The organism is Phreatobacter sp. (genome assembly GCF_027532945.1).
Classification (GTDB): Bacteria; Pseudomonadota; Alphaproteobacteria; order Rhizobiales; family Phreatobacteraceae; genus Phreatobacter.
Window position 1 is genome coordinate 223,174 of record NZ_JAPZTZ010000009.1, and the last position, 18,007, is coordinate 241,180.

Genomic DNA, 18,007 nt, shown 5'->3' on the forward strand with positions numbered 1-18,007 from the left:
AGATTAGGCGAGATAGCCCTCGAAGGTCACCTGATCCGCATGCTTCGCCGCGATCACACGCTCGTCATCCGTGCGTACCGTCCAGCAGATCACCGGCTTGCCGGCAGCGCGGAACGCCGTCGTCGCGGCATTGGGCAGGTCCGCGACGCGCCAGGAGAGGAAATCCGGCTCCGTGCGGGAGGCATGGGCGAGGGTGGCGAGGTCGCGGCGCACCGCCTCCGGCAGCTTCGCCCAATGGGCTCCGGCATAATGGCTCTCGGCGACGATGCCGCGCACCAGGGCAGAGGCGTTCTCCTTCAGCCAGGCGATGGGGCCGGGATCGAAGGACATCAGGGCGAGCGGGCCTGTGTAGCTGGCCGCCAGCGCCGCAACGCGGCGGGTGAGATCGAGCCGCCCGTCGAATTCCGATTTGATTTCCACCACCAGCGGCACGCGGCCGGCGACCTGCGCGAACAGGTCGGCGAGCGTCCCCATCCGGTCGTCCGTCGCCTTGAACGTGGTGGCGCGCAGGTCGGCGACAGTCCGCGAACCGACCCGGCCGCTCGCCGTGGTGAGACGGTCGAGGGTCGAATCATGGAAGACGATGGCGTCGCCATCGGCCGTCGGCTGGACGTCGCATTCGATGGCATAGCCGCCGGCAATGGCGGCAGCGAAGGCGCGCGGGCAGTTCTCAAGGGTGCCGGCGGCAAGGCCATGCAGCCCGCGATGGGCGATGGGCCGCGCCGTCAGCCAGGACAGATCAGCGCGCCCGGCCATCACGCGATCTCGACCAGCGCCTCGACCTCGACGGCGGCATTGGCCGGCAGCGCGGCGACACCGATCGTCGAGCGGGCGTGGCGGCCCTTGTCGCCGAAGACTTCCACCATCAGGTCGGACGCGCCGTTCATCACCTTGGGGCCGTCGAGGAAGTCGGGCGTGCAGTTGATGAAACCGCCGAGGCGGACGATGCGGATGACACCGTCGAGATTGCCAATCGCGGCCTTGATCTGGGCGATGACGTTGAGGCCGCACTGGCGTGCCGCCTTCTGCCCTTCCTCGATCGAGACGCCGCCACCCAGCTTGCCCGCCATCAGCCCGTTCGGGCCGAGCGAGATCTGGCCGGAGACGGTCAGCAGCGAGCCGCTGCGCACGTAAGGCACGTAATTGGCGACGGGCGCGACGGGCTCGGGGAGCACGATGCCGAGTTCGGCGAGACGGGCGGTGATGGCGGACATGGCAGGACCTCGACCACTGGCAACGGAGAAGCGCCGGGACCCTGCCTCAAGGGGACGGCCGCGACAAGACGGAACGCAGCGACACATCCATGCCGCGTTGTCGCCGCCGGTCCGCCCCTGTAGCCTGCGACGCACCGGCCCGACCCTGTGACGCGCGGATGCCCCGCGCCCGGAGCCCCCGATGCCATCTGCCGTGCCCTCGCGCTCAGTCCTCCTGTCCGCCGTTGTCCTCGCTGTCTTCGCCCCTGCGGCGCGCGCCCAGGCGCCGACCCTTGCGCCGCACCGGGCGGTCTACGAGCTGAAGCTCGACGATCGGCGCGCCTCCGGTAGCCTTGAGCAGGCGCGGGGCCGCATTCTCTTCGAGACCACCGGCAATCGCTGCGAGGGCTTCACCACCAATTTCCGCCAGGTGGTCGAACTCACCATGAATGGCAATCGGGTCGTTATGGACGCCCGCACCGCCCATTTCGAGGAGGGTGACGGCTCCGGCTTCCGGTTCACCTCCCGCGCCACCCAGAACGGCGCGCCCTATCTGGAGACCGACGGCAGCGCCAACCGCGCCGCCGATGCGGTTGCGGTTCGCCTGCGCAAGCCGCGCGAGGGCACGCAGAGCCTCGACCGCGCGGTCATCTTCCCCACCGAGCACCTGCTGCGCATGGTCGAGGCCGCCCGCGAGGGCCGCACCATCCTGGAGGCCAAGGTCTATGACGGTGCCGAGACGGGCGATCGCGTCTATGACGCCACCGCCATCATCGGCCGCCGCATGGAGGGCGAGCCCCAGGAGGCCGAGCCCGCCGCGCGCGACCCGCGGCTTGCCGGGCTCCCCCGCTGGCCGGTGACGATCAGTTATTTCGAGCAGGGCAAGGACGGCGGAACGCCGGCCTATTCCATCGCCTTCGAACTCTACGAGAACGGCGTGTCGCGCCGCATGGTCATCAACTATCCGGAATTCTCGCTGCGCGGCGAGCTCATCCAGCTCGACTGGCAGGCCGCGACGCCCTGCGAGAGGCCGTGAGCGCCGCTCAGTCGTCGAAGGTGATGCCCTTCACCACCGCCCCGCGGCCGAATTTCGCACGCAGCGCATCCACCGCGCCCTCCACCTTCACGTTGCGGGCGATGGACGTATCGACGAGGTCGGCGGGGTCGGCCTTGTCGAGGGTGGTAAGGTCCGACAGGCCGATGCCGATCAGCCGGTATGCCGTGCCGTCGGCCTCCTTACCCAGCATCTCGCGTCCCGTCTCGAACAGGCGCGCCGCCAGAACGGTCGGGGTCGGCAGGCCGCGCGACCGGGTGCGGATCTTGAAGTCGGCGCTCTTCAGCTTGAGCGTCACGGTGTTGCCGGCGAGCCCCTGGGCCTTGGCCCGGGCAGAGACCTTCTCGCAGAGGCGGAACAGGATCTTCTCCAGCGCCCGGCCGTCGCGGATGTCGGTGTCGAAGGTGGTCTCCGCCGACACCGACTTGGTTTCGCCATCCGACGAGACGCGCCGGTCGTCGATGCCGCGGCAGAGCCGGGCCAGTCTCAGACCCATCGCGCCATAGCGGCGCATCAGCTCGCTTTCCTCGATCCGCCGCAGATCGGCGATCAGCCTCAGGCCGTCGCGCTCCAGGGCCTGCTGCATGGCCTTGCCGACGCCCCAGATCAGGGACACGGGCCTCGCTCCGAGGAAATCCAGCGCCTCGCCGCGGCCGATCACCGCGAAACCGCGCGGCTTGTCGATGTCCGAGGCGATCTTCGCCAGGAACTTGTTGTAGGACAGGCCGACCGAGACGGTGATGCCGATCTCCTTCTCCACCTGCCGGGCGAAGCGGGCGAGGGTGAGGGCAGGGGGCGCGCCATGCAGCCGCTCAGTGCCGGTGAGGTCGAGGAAGGCCTCGTCGATGGAAAGCGGCTCGACCAGGGGTGTCAGCGCCAGCATGGCCTGCCGCACCTGCCGACCCACCGCCGCATATTTCTCCATATTGGGCTTGATGACCACGGCGTCCGGGCAGAGCGCCAGCGCCTTGAACATCGGCATGGCCGAGCGCACGCCGTGAATGCGCGCGACGTAGCAGCAGGTCGAGACGACCCCGCGCCGGCCGCCGCCGACGATCAGCGGCTTGTCGACGAGGGTCGGATCGTCGCGCTTCTCGATGGCCGCATAGAAGGCGTCGCAGTCCACATGAGCGATGGAGAGTGCGCCGAGCTCTGCATGGCGCGCGAGGCGCGGCGAGCCACAGGCCCGGCAGCGCGGAGCCTCCCCGGGCACCTCGGCGAAACAGTCGCGGCAGAAGGCGAGGAGAGCCATAGCGACAGGGTGGGGGTGACGCCCTTGGCCCGCAAGGGGGCTTTTGGCATCAGGCGTGATCGCGCTCCCGCGGGCCGGCGCCGAGCTGGTGGGCCGCGCGCACGACGGCCTCGGGCTTCAGGCCTGCATGGGCAGCGAAGGCGAGAAGCAGGCTGTCATCCGCCATGAAGTGGTCCATGACGGCCACGAGGAAGCCAGGCTGCGTCGCTGCCTCGCGAATTTGCCCCAGATCGATGCCCGCGAGGGAGGCAAAACGCTGCAGCTGGTCCTCGTCGCCGGCCAGAAAACCGAGCGCCTGGACGGCTATCGTTTCGGCACTTTCACGCGAAGAGGTCGGGCGACGTAGCGTCATGGTTTGTCCTTTTGAAAGGATTTGCCGTTAGCTTGGACACGATCCGTCAGGCTCCGGCAACCATCGGGGGCGGACCTTCGGAGTGCGAGTGGCCGATGTCGAAGACCGTGATGATCGTGGAAGACAACGAGCTCAACATGAAGCTCTTCCACGACCTTCTGGAGGCGAACGGTTACGCCACCATCCAGACCCGGAACGGCAACGAGGCGCTGTCGCTCGCCCGTGAGCACAAGCCCGACCTCATCCTTATGGACATCCAGCTGCCGGAGATCTCGGGGCTCGACGTTACCCGCTGGATCAAGGAAGACGAGACGATCCGGCACATTCCGATCATCGCCGTCACCGCCTTCGCCATGAAGGGCGACGAGGAGTGCATCAGGGCAGGGGGCTGCGAGGCCTATCTGTCGAAGCCGATCTCCGTCGCCAAGTTCCTCGAAACCGTCCGGCATTTCCTCGGCGCCTCCTGAGGGTTCCTCCATGACCGCCCGCGTTCTCGTCGTCGATGACATCCTCGCCAACGTCAAGCTGCTGGAGGCGCGGCTTTCGGCGGAGTATTTCGACGTGGTCACGGCCTCGTCGGGTGCCGAAGCCCTGTCGATCTGCGACCGTGCCCAGTGCGACATCGTCCTGCTCGACGTGATGATGCCGGAGATGGACGGGTTCGAGACCTGCCGCCGCCTCAAGGCCAATCCCGCGACCCACCACATCCCCGTCATCATGGTCACCGCCCTCGACCAGCCGGCCGACCGGGTGAAGGGGCTTGAGGCCGGTGCCGACGACTTCCTGACCAAGCCGGTCAATGACCTTGCTCTCGTGACGCGCGTCCGATCCCTCGTGCGGCTGAAGATGATGCAGGACGAGCTGCGCATGCGCGCCGTCACCTCCCGCGAGATCGGCATGCGCGATCCGCTCACGGAGGCCGTCGCGGAAACCGGGCTCAATGGCCGCGTCCTGGTGGTCGATGATCGCACCTCGTCGCACGAGCGGATCGTCCAGGCCCTGCGCAGCCAGCATCAGGTCGAGGTGGAGACGCGTCCGCAGGAGGCGCTCTTCCGCGCCGCCGAGACCGATTACGACCTCATCATGGTCTCGCTGGCGCTGGCGGATTTCGACCCGCTGCGCCTGTGCTCGCAGCTGCGCTCGCTCGACCGCACCCGCGGCCTGCCGATCCTCGTCATCGCCGAACCCGAGGATGAGGCGCGCCTGCTTCGGAGCCTCGACATTGGCGCCAACGATTACCTGCTGCGTCCCATCGACCGCAACGAGATGGCGGCCCGCGTGCGCACGCAGGTGCGCAAGAAGCGCTACACCGCCCGCCTGCGCGACAATGTCCAGCAGTCGATGGAAATGGCGATCACCGACGGCCTCACTGGCCTGCACAATCGCCGCTACATGGAGAGCCATCTCGGCACGCTGGTCGACCAGGCCTCGATGCGCGGCAAGCCGCTTTCGGTCCTCGTCCTCGACATCGACTTCTTCAAGTCGGTCAACGACACCTGGGGCCATGATGCCGGCGATGAGGTGCTGCGGGAGTTCGCTCAGCGCCTGCGCAAGTCCGTTCGCGGCATCGATCTCGTGTGCCGCCTCGGCGGCGAGGAGTTCGTCGTCGTCATGCCCGACACCGATGCCGGCGTCGCATCGATCGTCGCCGAGCGTATCCGCAACCGCGTCGCGAGCGACCCGTTCCCGATCCATAAGGGGGCCCGGGCCATCGACGTCACCGTGTCCATCGGCATGGCCCAGCGGCAGGGTGGCGACACGTCCGGCGAGGCCATCATCAAGCGCGCCGATCAGGCGCTCTACCGGGCGAAACGCGACGGTCGCAACCGCGTGGTTCTCGACGCCGCCTGACGGACGTCTTGGCGTTCACCTTGATGATAAACCGTATTCGTTGAGGTTAAGGGAAGGTTGATGCGCTGCGTCGCATCATGCCGATTGTAGCTGTTACAATTGGTGACTAGGGTCCGCCTCAAGATCAGGTCGTGACCGCTTCTTCTGTATGGTCTGCGTTGACCTGGTCTCACCCTGCGAGCGCTCAGGTCCGCCGCATCTCCTGGGAATCGTGGGGTCGGCCGGTCGGGTTCGGCGCGGATGGCCTCTCCGTATCGCCGTTGGCCCGACCGGCCACCTTGTTCGAAAAACCTTGCCCACAAACGAAAAACGGCCCCGCGAGGGGCCGTTCGTGTCTCCAGTCGGCTGATGCCGACGCCGGATCACTTGATCTTGGCTTCCTTGAACTCGACGTGCTTGCGCGCGACCGGATCGTACTTCTTCTTGGTGAGCTTGTCGGTCATGGTCCGCGAGTTCTTCTTCGCGGTGTAGAAATAGCCGGTGTCGGCGGTCGAGATGAGCTTGATCTTGATGGTGGCGGCCTTGGCCATGGCGCATCCTCACGGATAGGTCTGATGTCGGGGCCGGGCCACGAAAATAGCGGGCGATCGCCCGCCGCGTCGCCGCCGGCTGGTTGGGCGGCATGTGACAGGTCGGCGAAGGGATGTCAAGGAAAAGCCTTCAGCCGCGGGCTCAAACCGGCGTCGGAACGGCAGAGAGCGCCGCTGCGATGTCGTCCTGCGGCGCCGCGCCGAAAGCTTGCCCATAGAGGATGAGCAGCGGGCCGCTCCAGGCCCGTGCGGCCAGCCGGCCGGCGAGATCGGCAATGGTGCCATGGATGCGCACCTCGTCGGGGCGCGTTGCATTGGCGACGGCAATGGCCGGCGTTGCTCCCGACATTCCCGTCTCGATCAGGCCGGCGGCCAGCTCGTGCCATGTCGCACCGGGCATGTAGACGATTGTCGACGCGGCGGGATCGGTCAGGGCCGGCCAGGACAGGTCGCGCGGCAGGCGGCCGTCGCGGCCATGGGCGGTGACATATTGCAGCCGGCGCGCATGGTCGCGGTGAGTGAGGGACAGTTTCAGCGAGGCGGCAGCCCCTTGCGCCGCGGAAATGCCGGGCACGACCTCCACCGGAATGCCGCGCGCCTCGGCAGCGGCGATTTCCTCGCCGGCGCGGCCGAAGATCATGGGGTCGCCGGCCTTCAGGCGCACCACATGCTTGCCCTCGGCCGCGAGGCGGATGACGAGGTCGTTGATGTCCTCCTGTCGGCAGGAGGGACCACGGCCGCGCTTGCCCGCCGAGATCCGTTCGGCCTCGCGGCGAGCGACGTCGAGCACCGCCGGGGGCACGAGGTCGTCATGGACGATGACATCGGCCGACTGGAGGGCGCGCACCGCCCGCATGGTGAGGAGTTCGGGATCACCGGGGCCTGCTCCGACCAGTACGATGCGGCCGGTGCGGGCAGCTCCGATCTCGCGCGCGCCCTGTTCGAGCGAGATGGCGAGGCAGGCCGGCGGCATGGCCTCGGGCGTAGCCATGGCGCGCTCGGAGAAGAGCTCCCAGAACCGGCGACGCGCCTGGAAGGGCAGGTCGAGGGACTGGACGCGCCGGCGCCAGCGCCGCGCCGCCTCGGCCCAGCGGGAAAAGCCCTGCGGCAGCAGCGCCTCGATACGGGCGCGGACGGCCTGGCCGAAGACCGGTGCCGCGCCATCGGTGGAGATGCCGATGACGAGCGGCGAACGGTTGACGATGCCGCCGAACTGGACGTCGCAGAAGGCCGGCTTGTCGATGACATTGACCGGAACGCCCGCCGCGCGGGCGGCAGCGGCGAAGGCTCCGGCCGCCTCGTCCTCCTCGAAGGCGCCGATGGCGAAGGCGGCTCCCGCGAGATCGGCCGGGGTCCAGGCGCGGTGGTGAAGGGCGATGGACCCAGCGGGTGGCGCCGCCACGAGGTCCAGCATGGCCGGGCAGGGTTCATCGGCGAGGACCGCGACGTCCGCCCCCGCGGCGGCGAGCAGCTCGGCCTTCCAGACGGCGGCCTCGCTGCCGCCCGCGACAATGACGCGGCGTCCCTTGAGCTTCAGGAAAACCGGGAGCACGGCAAGAGGCGCCATCCGGGCGGCGCGCTCGGCACGGGGTCGACGGGACACGACTTCGCTCATCGCATCCCCCTCAATAGACATCGGCCTGGTAGCGTCCGGCCTTCTTCATCGCCTGGACAAAGGCGACGGCTGCCTCGGCGCTTAATCCCCCATGGGCGGAAATCACGTCGACCAGGGCGGCCTCCACGTCCTTGGCCATGCGCTTGGCATCGCCGCAGATGTAGAAATGCGCGCCATCGGCGAGCCAGGACCAGAGATCGGCGCCGGTCTCGCGCATCCGGTCCTGGACATAGATCTTCTGCGCGCCGTCGCGGGACCAGGCCAGCGACAGGCGCGTCAGCACGCCGTCCTTCTTCAGCGACTCGAGCTCGTCGGCATAGAAGAAGTCGGTCGCCTGCCGCTGGTGGCCATAGAAGAGCCAGTTGCGCCCGGGGGCCCGGTCGGCGGCGCGGTCCTGCAGGAAGGCGCGGAAGGGCGCGACGCCGGTCCCGGGGCCCACCATGATCACCGGCGTCGCCGGGTCGGCCGGCAGGGCGAAGCCATGGGCGCGCTGGACATAGACCCGCACCGCATCGCCCGGTTTCACCCGTTCGCCGAGGAAGGTCGAGGCGACGCCGAGGCGGCGGCGCTTGCCGATGATGTAGCGAACCGAATCGACGGTGAGCGAGACGCGGCCGGGATGGGCCTTGATGGACGACGAGATCGAATAGAGCCGCGGCTGCAATGGCTCCAGCGCCTCGACGAAGGCCTCCGGATGAGGCCGGACGCCCGCGAACTTGGTCAGCACCGCGAGAACGTCGAGGTTGGCCGCATCGCCGTCCGGGTCCTCACCGGTTGCGAGGGCCCGCGCCTTGGCCCGCTGTGCGCCGCCAGTGAGGAAGGAGATCAGCTCGAACAGGCTGTCGGGAGCCGGTGACAGCGACACCTCTTCGGCGAGTACCGTGCGCAGCGGCCGCCCACGAACCTCCGTCAGGTGGGAGGCGCCGAGCATGGCGATGATCTGGTCGACGAGGCCGAGATCATTGGTCGGGAAGACGCCGAAGGCATCGCCGACCACATAGTCGAGGCCGGCCTCGTTGAGGTCGAACTCGACATGGTGCGTCTCCTTCTCGGAGCCCTCGCCGTTGAGGCGGCGGCGCGAGAGGAATCGCGCAGCGACGGGGGCTTCGCGCGAGCGGCCGGGCGCCGCCGCCAGCACCACACCCGCGGGAGCCGCTGGTGCTGTTTCCGCAGCAGGCGCGCCGCCAATCTCCGGCGCCAGGGTTTTCAGCATCCGCAGCGTGTCCTTGCCGCCGGGCACGCAGAGGTTCAGCCGATCCTCCGCCTTGGCGGCCAGCGCATTGGCATAGTCCGCGCAATTGTAGCCGCACTGGCCGCAATCCTGCTGGGCCATGGCCGCCATGAGCCGCGGCGCGATCGGCCGACCTTCCGCGAGGGCCATGCGGTCGGCGAGCGCCATGGACGGGTCGTGCCATGGCGCGTCGTCGTTGTTCGCCGTGTCGGTTGCCGGAGCGGCGCCGCCGGTCGCCGGCAGGGCCACCACACCACCAGGCGGGACGAGCGGCGAGAGGGCGGCGGCGAAGAAGCCTGACAGCCACTGGCGCTGCTCGGGGCTGAAGGGAGCACTGTCGGGGATGAGCGAGAAGTTCGCGACAGGGGGCTGAACGCTCATTCTGCAGCCTCCTTCAGCGGTGCGAGATGCGGCGCGACGAGCGCGTCGAGAGCGGCCGTCTCGTGGCGCAGCGTGAAGGCCTGGAAGCTCTCCTCCGCCCCCGTCCGGTGGGCCAGATAGGTGCGAAGCAGCGCCTCCACATGGCGCGGGGCATCCTCGGCCTTCACCGCCTTCCACAGCGGCCGGCCGATGCGGGCCTGTTCGGCGAACCCACCGCCGACGACCATGTCATAGCCCTCGACCGTGTCGCCGTCCTCGTTGACGGGCACCCGCGCGCCGATCAGGCCGATATCGCCGATATAGTGCTGGGCGCAGGAATGGTGGCAACCGGTGAGGTGGATGTTCACCGGCACGTCGATCGCGACGCGTGCCTCCACATGGTCGGCGATCTCCAGCGCATGCTTCTTGGTGTTCGAGGCGGCGAACTTGCAGCCGGCATTGCCGGTGCAGGCGACGAGACCGGCGCGGATCGGCGTCGGTCGGGTCGAGAAGCCGAGGGCGGCGATGCGGGCTTCCGCCTCGGCGAGGCGCCCGTCCGGCACGCCGGACAGGATGACGTTCTGCCAGACGGTGAGGCGCACGTCGCCATCGCCGCAATCCCGCGCGACCGCTGCGAGGCCACGCGCCTGGTCAGCGCTCATGCGGCCGACCGCCATGACCACGCCCACCCAGTTGAGGCCAGTCTGGCGCTGCGGGTGCACGCCGACATGGGCGTAGCGATCGGTCGCCGGGCGCGGGGCGACCAGCGCCTCGTCGATGCGCGTGAGCTTCCGCCCGAGCTTCTCCTCGACCGTGCCGAGGAACCGTTCAAAGCCCCAGGCGTCGAGGACATATTTGAGGCGTGCGCGGTTGCGGTTGGTGCGGTCGCCATGGTCGATGAAGACGCGGATGATGGCGTCGGCGATGGCCGTCGCGTCCTCCGGCCGACAGAAGACACCGGTGGGGCGGGCAAGGTCGTGGTGACCCGAAATGCCGCCGAGAACGAGCCGCAGACGGATGCCGGCCTCGGGACCCTCGGTGACACGCACCGCCTGGAAGCCGATGTCGTTGGTCTCCTCAAGGGCGGGCGAGACGCCGCCGCCGTCGAAGGAAACGTTGAATTTGCGGGGAAGGCCGTAGAGAACCCGCTCGTTGAGGATGTGGAAGTGCCAGTCGCGGGCGAGAGGCCGCGTGTCGAGGATCTCATGGCGGTCGATCCCGGCGAGCGGCGACCCCGTGACGTTGCGGATATTGTCGGCCCCCGATCCGCGCGCGACAAGGCCGAGATCCATCAGCTCTTCCAGCAGCGGCTTGGCGCTTTCGGGACGGATTTCGCGCATCTGCAGGTTGGCGCGGGTCGTCACATGAAGGTAGCCGCCGCCATGGCGCTCGCAGAGGTCGGCGCAGCCGGCGAGCTGGTGGGCCTTCAGGATGCCATTGGGAATGCGCATCCGGAGCATGAAGCTCTCCTGCGCCGGGGCGACGTTGAACAGGCCAAGGTAGCGCCAGCGGAAATTGTCGGCGGGGGCCGGCAGCTTGCCGGTGGCGGCATCGCGGGTGAGGCGGCCATAGGCGTCGAAGGGGTGCTCGTCACGCTTCCACTTCTCGGCGTCGACGAGCTTGCCCCCGGCCTTCACCTGGGCGTCCTGCGCGGCGAGATGGGGAGCGTCAGGGCCCGTTGGCACGGGGGGCGCGGCAACCGGGGGCGCCACGACGCGGGTGGCGGCGGCGCCTGCGGCAAATCCTTCGAGATAGCGCTTCTGCTCGGCGCTGAAGTCCTGTGACATCCGTTCCCCGTTCGACAGGCGAGGGGGCCGGCGTCATTGGCGGCCTTGAGCTTTGGGCAAAGTGTCGCAAGCGGCGTGCCACCTGCAATCGGAGCGGAAGCCTCTGGACCGTCAGGGACTTGCGAGGCGCGCGGTAGATGGAAAGCCTTGGTCGTTGCAGCCCGATTGGGCGGATCGCCGCATTTGTGTGCAGCGCAGCGTCAGGCTTCCGCGGGCTTCTCGTGTGGCAGGGCGGCGAGCAGCGCGATCAGCGCCCGGTCATGCAGGATGAGCATGGATTCGCGGTTCGACAGCCATTGCCGCGCCTCCTCGATGGAATGGGCGTCGGTCAGTTTGGCCTCGGCGATGACCCGGTCAGCGTCCACCTTGCCGCGCACCCGCGGCGGCGGCACCTGGATGATCTGCTGGTGCACCTCGCGGAAGGTGGGATCGGCATGGACGAGGTCCAGCGCCTTGCCGTCTTCGAGCGACAGGGCCTCGAATTCCTTGCCGAGCTGGTAGGCCCGTTCGGCGATGGCGGGCGGGGCATGCTCCTCGGGGATCAGCAGCAGGTGCAGGCGCCGCAGCGTCCAGCCAATGCCCGCCGAGGCCGAGGCCCAGGAGGTGGGAATGGCAAGCCACAGGCCGATGATGGTCGGCGACATCCAGGCGAAGATGTAGGGCGAGATGGAGAAGGCCGCGACCGCCGCGATGATGCCGAGCACCGTATGCCGCCAGTGGCGCTCGACGATCGCGCGGAAGGGGATCGAGCCGTCGTCGCGGCGCTGCGTCTTCCAGCCTGTGTCGCGACCCGAAATGATCGAGGAGACCGAGCTCGCCTGGATCAGCATCATCACCGGGGCGATGAGCGCCGAGAGGATGATCTCGAGGATGGTCGACAGCGTCAGCATGATGCCGCCGCCACAGCCCCGCCGCGCCGCGCCGTTCACCAGGGTCACGAACCAGCCGAAGATCTTCGGCGCCAGCAGGATCACCATGGTCAGCACGAAGAGGTTGAAGGCGCGCTCGGAATCGAAGACCGGCCAGGCCGGGAAGAGCGTGAACTGGTTGGTGAAATATTCCGGGCGGATGAAGGCGGCCTGCAGGGCCAGCGCCAGGCCGATGAGCAGCTGGATCAGCCAGAGCGGGCTCGACACATAGCTCATGATGCCGGTGGCGAGGTGCTGGCGCGTCGCCCAGTGCAGGCCCTTCGCGCCGATGACGCGGCTGTGCTGGAGATTGCCCTGGCACCAGCGGCGGTCGCGGATGGCAAGGTCCATGAGCGAGGGCGGGCTCTCCTCGAAGGAGCCATCGAGGTGGGGCAGCATGTAGACGGCATAGCCGCGACGGCGGATGAGGCCCGCCTCGACGAAGTCGTGGCTAAGGATATGGCCGCCGAAGGGCGGTTTGCCCGGCAGGTCCGGCAGGCCGGCCGAGGAGGCGAAGGCCTCCATGCGGATGATGGCGTTATGGCCCCAGTAATTGCTGTCGCGGCCCGACCAGACGGCGAGGCCCGCCGCGCAGACCGGTCCGTAGACACGCGCGGCGAACTGCTGCAGCCGCGCGATCAGCGTGTTGCGGTTGATGAGCCGGGGAAGGGTCTGGATGATGCCGGCATCCGGATCGCGCTCCATCGCGTCGGCGAGCGCGACAATCGTCTCGCCGGTCATGAGGCTGTCGGCGTCCAGGACGATCATGTGGGCGTAGTTGCCGCCCCATTGCGTGACGAAATCGGCGATGTTGCCGGCCTTCCGCGCCGTGTTCTTCGGCCGGTGGCGGTAATGGATCGCGATATCCGGCAGCCGGTCGCGCAGCGCCAGGTAGGAGCGCTCCTCCGCGATCCAGATGTCCGGGTCGGTCGTGTCGGAGAGGAAGAAGAAATCGAACGACGCGCCATGGCCGGTGGCCAACACGTCCTCGGCAATGGCCTGCACCGTACCGAAGACCCGCGCGGGGCTCTCGTTGTAGATCGGCATGACGATGGCCGTGCGCTCGCGCAGGGACGCGGGCAGGTCCGGCTTCCGGTTGAGCCCGTGCCGGAGCAGGTGGCCGAGGCCGAGGATGCCGGTGGTGAAGGCCAGGGCGATCCAGGAAAAGTTGACGACGAAGAAGACCAGGAAGGCCCATTCCAGCAGCGTCACGCCGCCGGCCTCGACCACCTTGTACATCTGCCAGCCGCCGGCGACGGTGATTGCCGCCATGCCGCCGAAGGCGACGAGGCGCGAGAACCACGGCGTGCGCCAGAGCTCAGGTGCGATCAACGGGCGACGTTCCGCGTCACGCCAGCGGCGCAGCGACTGGGCGGGCATGGGGAGCGGAGCTGCAGCCGGCATGGCCTGGCGTTCGCGCAAGCTGGGCGCGGCGGGCCGATCGGTCAGGGCGTCCATCGATAGAGCCATGTCTCGCTTTGCGGCTGTCCGTCCTTCTCGAGGACCAGCCGCAGTTCGACCTGATTGGCGGCCTCCGGGTCAAGGTCGAAAGCGACACGGTAGAGTTTCAGGTCCGGCACGAGCCGGCCGTCGATATTGCCGACACGGCCGCGCTGGTTGGTGAGATTGGCGCGCAGGCCGGCGGATTTCTCGCGGTCGCCGAAATCCTCGGCGGTGAAATCGACGAGGAAGCGCCGACGCCGCCCGCCGCCTTGGGCGCGTCCGGTGCGGGTCGCCACCACGAGCGCGGTTGGCGGACGCTCGGGCGGGGCCCAGCACCAGTGCATGCGATAGGTGAACATGTGCTCCCCGCCGCGCGCCAGCGGCGTCCGTGGCCGCCAATAGGCAAGGATGTTGCGGTTGAGCTCGTCGTTCACGGGAATCTCGACCAGCTGTACCTGGCCCTGGCCCCAATCGCCGAGCGGCTCGATCCACACGCTCGGCCGGCGTTCGAAGCGGGCGTCGAGATCATTGAAGGCCTCGAAACGGCGGTCGCGCTGCAACAGACCAAATCCGCGCGGATTCTGGTCGACGAAGCCGGAGACCTGCAAGGTTTCGGGGTTGGTCACCGGTCGCCAGATCCACTCGCCATTGCCGTTCCAGATCTGAAGGCCCTGGGTGTCGTGGACGCCACCGCGCACGTCATCGACGTTGGCCCGGTCGTTCGGCGCGAAGAGATAGTTCGCCGTCATCGGCGCGATGCCGACATGCTGGAGGTCGTTGCGCGGAAACAGCGTCACCTCGACGTCGCAGACCGTGGATTCGCCGGGTCGGATGGCAAAGCGGTAAAGGCCGGTCACGCTGTCTGAGTCGAGCAGCGCGTGAGCGACGAGACTGGTGCCGCCAGGACCCGGCCGCTCGATCCAGAAGGACCGGAAGGCGGGGAACTCCTCGCCCTGGGCCTCGGCGACATTGAGCGTGAGGCCGCGTGCCATGACACCGAAGACTTGTCCGCGGGCAAGCGCCCGGAACAGGCTCGCCCCCTGGAAGACCAGCGCTTCGTCCGCAGGCATTCCACTGCTCAGCGCAGCATAGGCCCGGAAACCCGTATAGGGCACCTGGATCTCGGCCGGTAGCGGCGGCGTCTGGCCATAATCGTATTGGTCGGCCTGGAAGCGCTTGTCGCGGATGATGCCGCCATCGACGGTGCGGATCGTGACCGGCGTCGTGAAGACATTGCCGGCCGGCAGCAGGTCGAGGGCGAAGCCGCGATTTTCGCCAGCCCAGACCCGCTGGTCCGGTTTCATGCGGATCTGCCGGTACTGGTCGAGCGAGAGCTGCTGGAGCGCACGCGGCACGTCGGCGCGCGGGGCCTGATAGGGATTGCGGGACACCTCGCGGGCGAAGGCGAGAAGCGCGTCGCGCGAGATCGCCTGCCCGTCCGAAACGGCGGCAAGCGCCGCCTGCAGCGGCGTCTGTTGGGCCAGCGCACCCCGGTTCAGCGTGAGGGCTGCCGGCGCGGCGATCAGGGAAGCAAGGAGGTCGCGGCGGCTCGGCATGAGGTGGGAAATCGCGGGGCTTTCCGGGAACAGTTGCTTGGGGGGCCGGCAACCGCTGAGGGTGTGCCGGCTTATAGCCCAAATTAGGGCGCTGAGGAGGGGGGAGGCCGGCCGGTTGGCGTGACAAATTTCGCATGGAAGGCGGCGCGCAGCGTCGCCACCACGTCAGGCGGCGCCGTCGCCGCGACGAGACCGACCAGGACCAGCGCCATGCCGGCGAGATGGTGGCCCCCGAAGGCCTCGCCAAGGAAGGCCACCGACATGCCGACGCCATAGACCGGTAGAAGGTAGAGGAAACAGGACGTCACCGCCGGGCCGACCACCTTCACCCCATACTGGTAGAGGGAGAAGGCACCGACGGCCGAGAAGAGGGCGAGGCCGCCGACAGCCACCCAGAGGCCCGGCCGTGTGGGCCAGCCGCCGACGGTTGCCAGTTCTACGGCGGAGAAGGGCAGGAGGGTCAGCACCCCCGCCATGGCGATGACGGCGAAGAGCGGCAGGGTCGGCACGCGGGCAAGCGTCTCGTCGCGCAACACCAGCGAATAGCCGGCCCAGGCGAGGGCCGCGGCGGCTATTCCGAGGTCACCGAGATTGAAGTCGAGGCGGGCGAGAGCTGTCAGGTCGCCCTTGAGCACGATGATGGCGACGCCCGCCATGGCCAGCACCACGCCGAGCAGTCGCGCCGCTGGCAGCCGCTTGCCGAAGACGAGGCGCTCGATCACCAGGACGAGGATGGGCGAGGTCGTGTAGATCAGCGTGCCGTTGGTGGCAGTGGTCAGCGACAGCGCCATGTAGACGCCGGCGCCGCAGATCCACATGCCGAGGAAGCCGAGCAGCAGGAGCCGCCGCCAGCTCCCCCGCAGCACAGGGGCGGCCTCGACGATGCCGCGCCAGGTGAAGGGCAGGAGAATGAGGACGGCGACCGCCCATCGCAGCAGTGCCAGCGTGAAGGGCGGCACCGCGTCGCCCATCCACCGGGCGATCACCAGGTTCGAGGAGAAGAACAGCGGCATAGCGAGCAAGAGCACGTAGGCCCGTCTGGTCTCGCTTGGCCCCGCCATGATTCCGTCCCCGGGCCCGACGCCCGCCATCCAGTCAGCACCTGCGCCGCGCCGCCGACAAGCGCGCCGCGCTCATGGCTGGGAACCGGTCAACCCGCCGCCCTGATCTCGCTGCGCAACTCGGCGCGCGAGAGTTTGCCCACCGGCGTCTTCGGCAGGCTGGGACGGAACTCGAGGCCTTGCGGCATCTCGTGGCGGCCCACCTTGTCCTTCAGAAAGACCTGGAGCTCTTCGAGGCTGAAGGGTTTCGCGCCCTCGCGCAGGGTTACGAAGGCTTTGGCGGCCTCGCCGCGATAGCTGTCGGGAACGCCGAGGACGATCACCTCGCCCACGGCGGGGTGCTCGTAGATCGCCTGCTCGATCATCTGCGGATAGACGTTGAAGCCGCCGGAAATGATCATGTCCTTCTTGCGGTCGACGATGAAGAAGAACCCGTCCTCGTCCATGTAGCCGATGTCGCCGGTGAGGAACCAGCCGTCGGCATAGGAGGCGGCGGTCTCCTCCGGCTTGTTCCAGTAGCCGCGGGTGACGTTCGGGCCGCGGATGCGGATCTCGCCGACCTCGCCGGGCGGCAGGGAGCGCGAGGGGTCTTCGAGGGCGCAGATGTCCATCTCGAGACCCGGCAGCGGCAGGCCGATCGTGCCAGGCTTCGACACGCCGAAATTCGGCACATTGGTGCCGGATGGGGATGTCTCGGTCATGCCCCAGCCGCCGGTGAGGCGGAAGCCGGCCCGCTGCTCGAAGCGACGGGCGATCTCCACGGGCAGAGGCGCGCCGCCCGAGGCCGCATAGATCAGCGACGAGAGGTCGGCCGTGGCGAACCGCGGGTGATTGACGAGAGCGATCCACATGGTCGGCACGCCGGGGAAGATCGTTGCGCGGCGCGTCTCGAAATCGTCGAAGGTCTGGTCGGGATCGAAGCGCATGCGCAGCATGAGGCAGGCGCCGCGGGTAATCTGGCGCAGCATGACGCTTGTCAGGGCGTAGATGTGGAACAGCGGCAGGACGAGGATGACCTTGTCCTTCTCCGGATCGCCGGTGGGCAGCGCCGCTTGCCAGGCGTCGTAGATCGACACAGCCGCGGTGATGTTCTTGTGGCTGAGCATAGCGCCCTTCGGCAGGCCGGTCGTCCCGCCGGTATACTGGAGCAGCGCCACCGTCTCCGGATCGACCTTCGGCCAGGCGGCGGGCTCCTGCGCGCCCGCAATGAAGGCCGAGAAGGTCACGATGCCAGGCTCGCCGGGAATTGGCAGGGTCGGCAGGCCGGAGGGGCCGAAATCGGCGTCCTCGGCGACGATCAGGCGATCGATGAGCCCCTGTGCGTGCAGCTTCAGCGCCATGCCGAAGAGCGGCGCGATATTGGAGGTGACGAGCGTGCGGGCGCCAGAATCCTTCAGCTTGTAGGCGAGCACCCGTTCGGCATCGAGCGGCGAAAGATGGACGAGCCTGATGCCGGCCTTGCCCGCGCCGAAGAAGGAGATCGGGTGGGTCGGCATATTCGGCAGGTAGAGCGCGACGGTGTCATTGGCACCGAGCCCGGCCTGCAGCAATGCGGCTGCGAACTGGTGAACGCGCCGTCCAAGGTCCTCGTAGGTGATGATCTGGTCGCGGAATTCGAAGGCCGCTCGTGCGCCGAAGGTGGCGGTCGCCTCGTCCACCAGCCCGCCGATCGTGCCGATCCGGATCGGCGTGTCCCAGCGGACGCCAGGCGGATAGGACTTCTCCCAAGCAAACGGCCTGGACGCCATGCGCATTCCTCCCTGTCGGCCGCGTTGCAGCGACCCTCGGCCTTCCGGCGGCTTTTGATTTTGTGA

General features: G+C 68.3%; 15 protein-coding genes. 3 read left to right on the forward strand and 12 right to left on the reverse strand.

Features of this window, described 5'->3' with window-relative positions:
* Positions 1-3: 3 nt before the first annotated feature.
* Positions 4-756 carry a glycerophosphodiester phosphodiesterase family protein gene (locus O9344_RS07785; protein WP_298474891.1) on the reverse strand — a complete coding sequence of 251 codons (753 nt, stop codon included), beginning with the start codon at positions 754-756 and terminating at the stop codon, positions 4-6.
* Positions 756-1,214 (reverse strand): RidA family protein, encoded by a 459-nt coding sequence (locus O9344_RS07790; protein WP_298474893.1) that lies wholly within the window; start codon positions 1,212-1,214, stop codon positions 756-758. Before O9344_RS07790 ends, O9344_RS07785 begins: the two co-directional genes overlap by 1 nt.
* 181 nt (positions 1,215-1,395) lie before the next feature.
* Here O9344_RS07790 and O9344_RS07795 point away from each other — a divergent pair, with 181 nt between their 5' ends.
* Entirely contained in the window at positions 1,396-2,229 is an 834-nt protein-coding gene (locus O9344_RS07795; RefSeq protein ID WP_298474895.1) for a cell envelope integrity EipB family protein, read from the forward strand.
* Positions 2,230-2,236: 7 nt separating this feature from the next.
* Here the strand turns inward: O9344_RS07795 and O9344_RS07800 are convergent, their stop codons facing one another.
* Together O9344_RS07800 and O9344_RS07805 are read right to left on the reverse strand one after the other, a co-directional pair.
* The gene (locus tag O9344_RS07800) at positions 2,237-3,499 is read right to left on the reverse strand and encodes a DNA polymerase IV (RefSeq protein ID WP_298474897.1); all 1,263 of its coding nucleotides are present in this window, start codon (positions 3,497-3,499) and stop codon (positions 2,237-2,239) included.
* Positions 3,500-3,548: 49 nt separating this feature from the next.
* Positions 3,549-3,851 (reverse strand): DUF3572 domain-containing protein, encoded by a 303-nt coding sequence (locus O9344_RS07805; RefSeq protein WP_298474899.1) that lies wholly within the window; start codon positions 3,849-3,851, stop codon positions 3,549-3,551.
* A 95-nt stretch (positions 3,852-3,946) separates the two neighbouring features.
* On the opposite strand from O9344_RS07805, the gene O9344_RS07810 reads away from it, so the two are divergent.
* Both O9344_RS07810 and O9344_RS07815 read left to right on the forward strand, forming a co-directional pair.
* Positions 3,947-4,318 (forward strand): response regulator, encoded by a 372-nt coding sequence (locus O9344_RS07810; protein WP_298474900.1) that lies wholly within the window; start codon positions 3,947-3,949, stop codon positions 4,316-4,318.
* Positions 4,319-4,328: 10 nt separating this feature from the next.
* Positions 4,329-5,702: a PleD family two-component system response regulator gene (locus tag O9344_RS07815; protein WP_298474902.1), complete on the forward strand. Its 1,374-nt coding sequence runs from the start codon at positions 4,329-4,331 to the stop codon at positions 5,700-5,702.
* Positions 5,703-6,064: 362 nt separating this feature from the next.
* Here the strand turns inward: O9344_RS07815 and rpmG are convergent, their stop codons facing one another.
* The 8 genes from rpmG to pimA all read right to left on the reverse strand — a co-directional run bounded on the left by rpmG (position 6,065) and on the right by pimA (position 17,941).
* Positions 6,065-6,232: a 50S ribosomal protein L33 gene (gene rpmG, locus O9344_RS07820; protein WP_106748247.1), complete on the reverse strand. Its 168-nt coding sequence runs from the start codon at positions 6,230-6,232 to the stop codon at positions 6,065-6,067.
* A 142-nt stretch (positions 6,233-6,374) separates the two neighbouring features.
* Positions 6,375-7,835, reverse strand: coding sequence for a siroheme synthase CysG (cysG, locus tag O9344_RS07825; RefSeq protein WP_363321927.1), 1,461 nt, complete (start codon positions 7,833-7,835; stop codon positions 6,375-6,377).
* Positions 7,836-7,857: 22 nt separating this feature from the next.
* Positions 7,858-9,459: a sulfite reductase subunit alpha gene (locus tag O9344_RS07830; protein ID WP_298474906.1), complete on the reverse strand. Its 1,602-nt coding sequence runs from the start codon at positions 9,457-9,459 to the stop codon at positions 7,858-7,860.
* Entirely contained in the window at positions 9,456-11,225 is a 1,770-nt protein-coding gene (locus O9344_RS07835) for a NirA family protein (protein WP_298474908.1), read from the reverse strand. The genes O9344_RS07830 and O9344_RS07835 overlap by 4 nt, the downstream gene beginning before the upstream one ends.
* Positions 11,226-11,425: 200 nt before the next feature.
* Positions 11,426-13,591, reverse strand: a complete 2,166-nt coding sequence (mdoH, locus tag O9344_RS07840) for a glucans biosynthesis glucosyltransferase MdoH (RefSeq protein ID WP_298474910.1) — start codon at positions 13,589-13,591, stop codon at positions 11,426-11,428.
* Positions 13,579-15,132 (reverse strand): glucan biosynthesis protein, encoded by a 1,554-nt coding sequence (locus tag O9344_RS07845; protein ID WP_298474912.1) that lies wholly within the window; start codon positions 15,130-15,132, stop codon positions 13,579-13,581. Before O9344_RS07845 ends, mdoH begins: the two co-directional genes overlap by 13 nt.
* 83 nt (positions 15,133-15,215) lie before the next feature.
* On the reverse strand, positions 15,216-16,160 hold the full coding sequence (locus tag O9344_RS07850) for a DMT family transporter (RefSeq protein ID WP_298474914.1): 945 nt from the start codon (positions 16,158-16,160) through the stop codon (positions 15,216-15,218).
* Positions 16,161-16,282: 122 nt separating this feature from the next.
* A complete protein-coding gene (pimA, locus tag O9344_RS07855; protein ID WP_298474916.1) occupies positions 16,283-17,941 on the reverse strand; it encodes a dicarboxylate--CoA ligase PimA in 1,659 nt (552 codons plus the stop codon).
* Between the last annotated feature and the right edge of the window lie 66 nt (positions 17,942-18,007).

What these genes read in the sequence shown, in the direction of transcription:
- O9344_RS07785 (WP_298474891.1), bottom strand. Translation starts at nt 756, where the DNA reads ATGGCCGGGCGCGCTGATCTGTCCTGGCTGACGGCGCGGCCCATCGCC.
- O9344_RS07790 (WP_298474893.1), bottom strand. Translation starts at nt 1,214, where the DNA reads ATGTCCGCCATCACCGCCCGTCTCGCCGAACTCGGCATCGTGCTCCCC.
- O9344_RS07795 (WP_298474895.1), top strand. Translation starts at nt 1,396, where the DNA reads ATGCCATCTGCCGTGCCCTCGCGCTCAGTCCTCCTGTCCGCCGTTGTC.
- O9344_RS07800 (WP_298474897.1), bottom strand. Translation starts at nt 3,499, where the DNA reads ATGGCTCTCCTCGCCTTCTGCCGCGACTGTTTCGCCGAGGTGCCCGGG.
- O9344_RS07805 (WP_298474899.1), bottom strand. Translation starts at nt 3,851, where the DNA reads ATGACGCTACGTCGCCCGACCTCTTCGCGTGAAAGTGCCGAAACGATA.
- O9344_RS07810 (WP_298474900.1), top strand. Translation starts at nt 3,947, where the DNA reads ATGTCGAAGACCGTGATGATCGTGGAAGACAACGAGCTCAACATGAAG.
- O9344_RS07815 (WP_298474902.1), top strand. Translation starts at nt 4,329, where the DNA reads ATGACCGCCCGCGTTCTCGTCGTCGATGACATCCTCGCCAACGTCAAG.
- rpmG (WP_106748247.1), bottom strand. Translation starts at nt 6,232, where the DNA reads ATGGCCAAGGCCGCCACCATCAAGATCAAGCTCATCTCGACCGCCGAC.
- O9344_RS07830 (WP_298474906.1), bottom strand. Translation starts at nt 9,459, where the DNA reads ATGAGCGTTCAGCCCCCTGTCGCGAACTTCTCGCTCATCCCCGACAGT.
- O9344_RS07835 (WP_298474908.1), bottom strand. Translation starts at nt 11,225, where the DNA reads ATGTCACAGGACTTCAGCGCCGAGCAGAAGCGCTATCTCGAAGGATTT.
- mdoH (WP_298474910.1), bottom strand. Translation starts at nt 13,591, where the DNA reads ATGGACGCCCTGACCGATCGGCCCGCCGCGCCCAGCTTGCGCGAACGC.
- O9344_RS07845 (WP_298474912.1), bottom strand. Translation starts at nt 15,132, where the DNA reads ATGCCGAGCCGCCGCGACCTCCTTGCTTCCCTGATCGCCGCGCCGGCA.
- pimA (WP_298474916.1), bottom strand. Translation starts at nt 17,941, where the DNA reads ATGGCGTCCAGGCCGTTTGCTTGGGAGAAGTCCTATCCGCCTGGCGTC.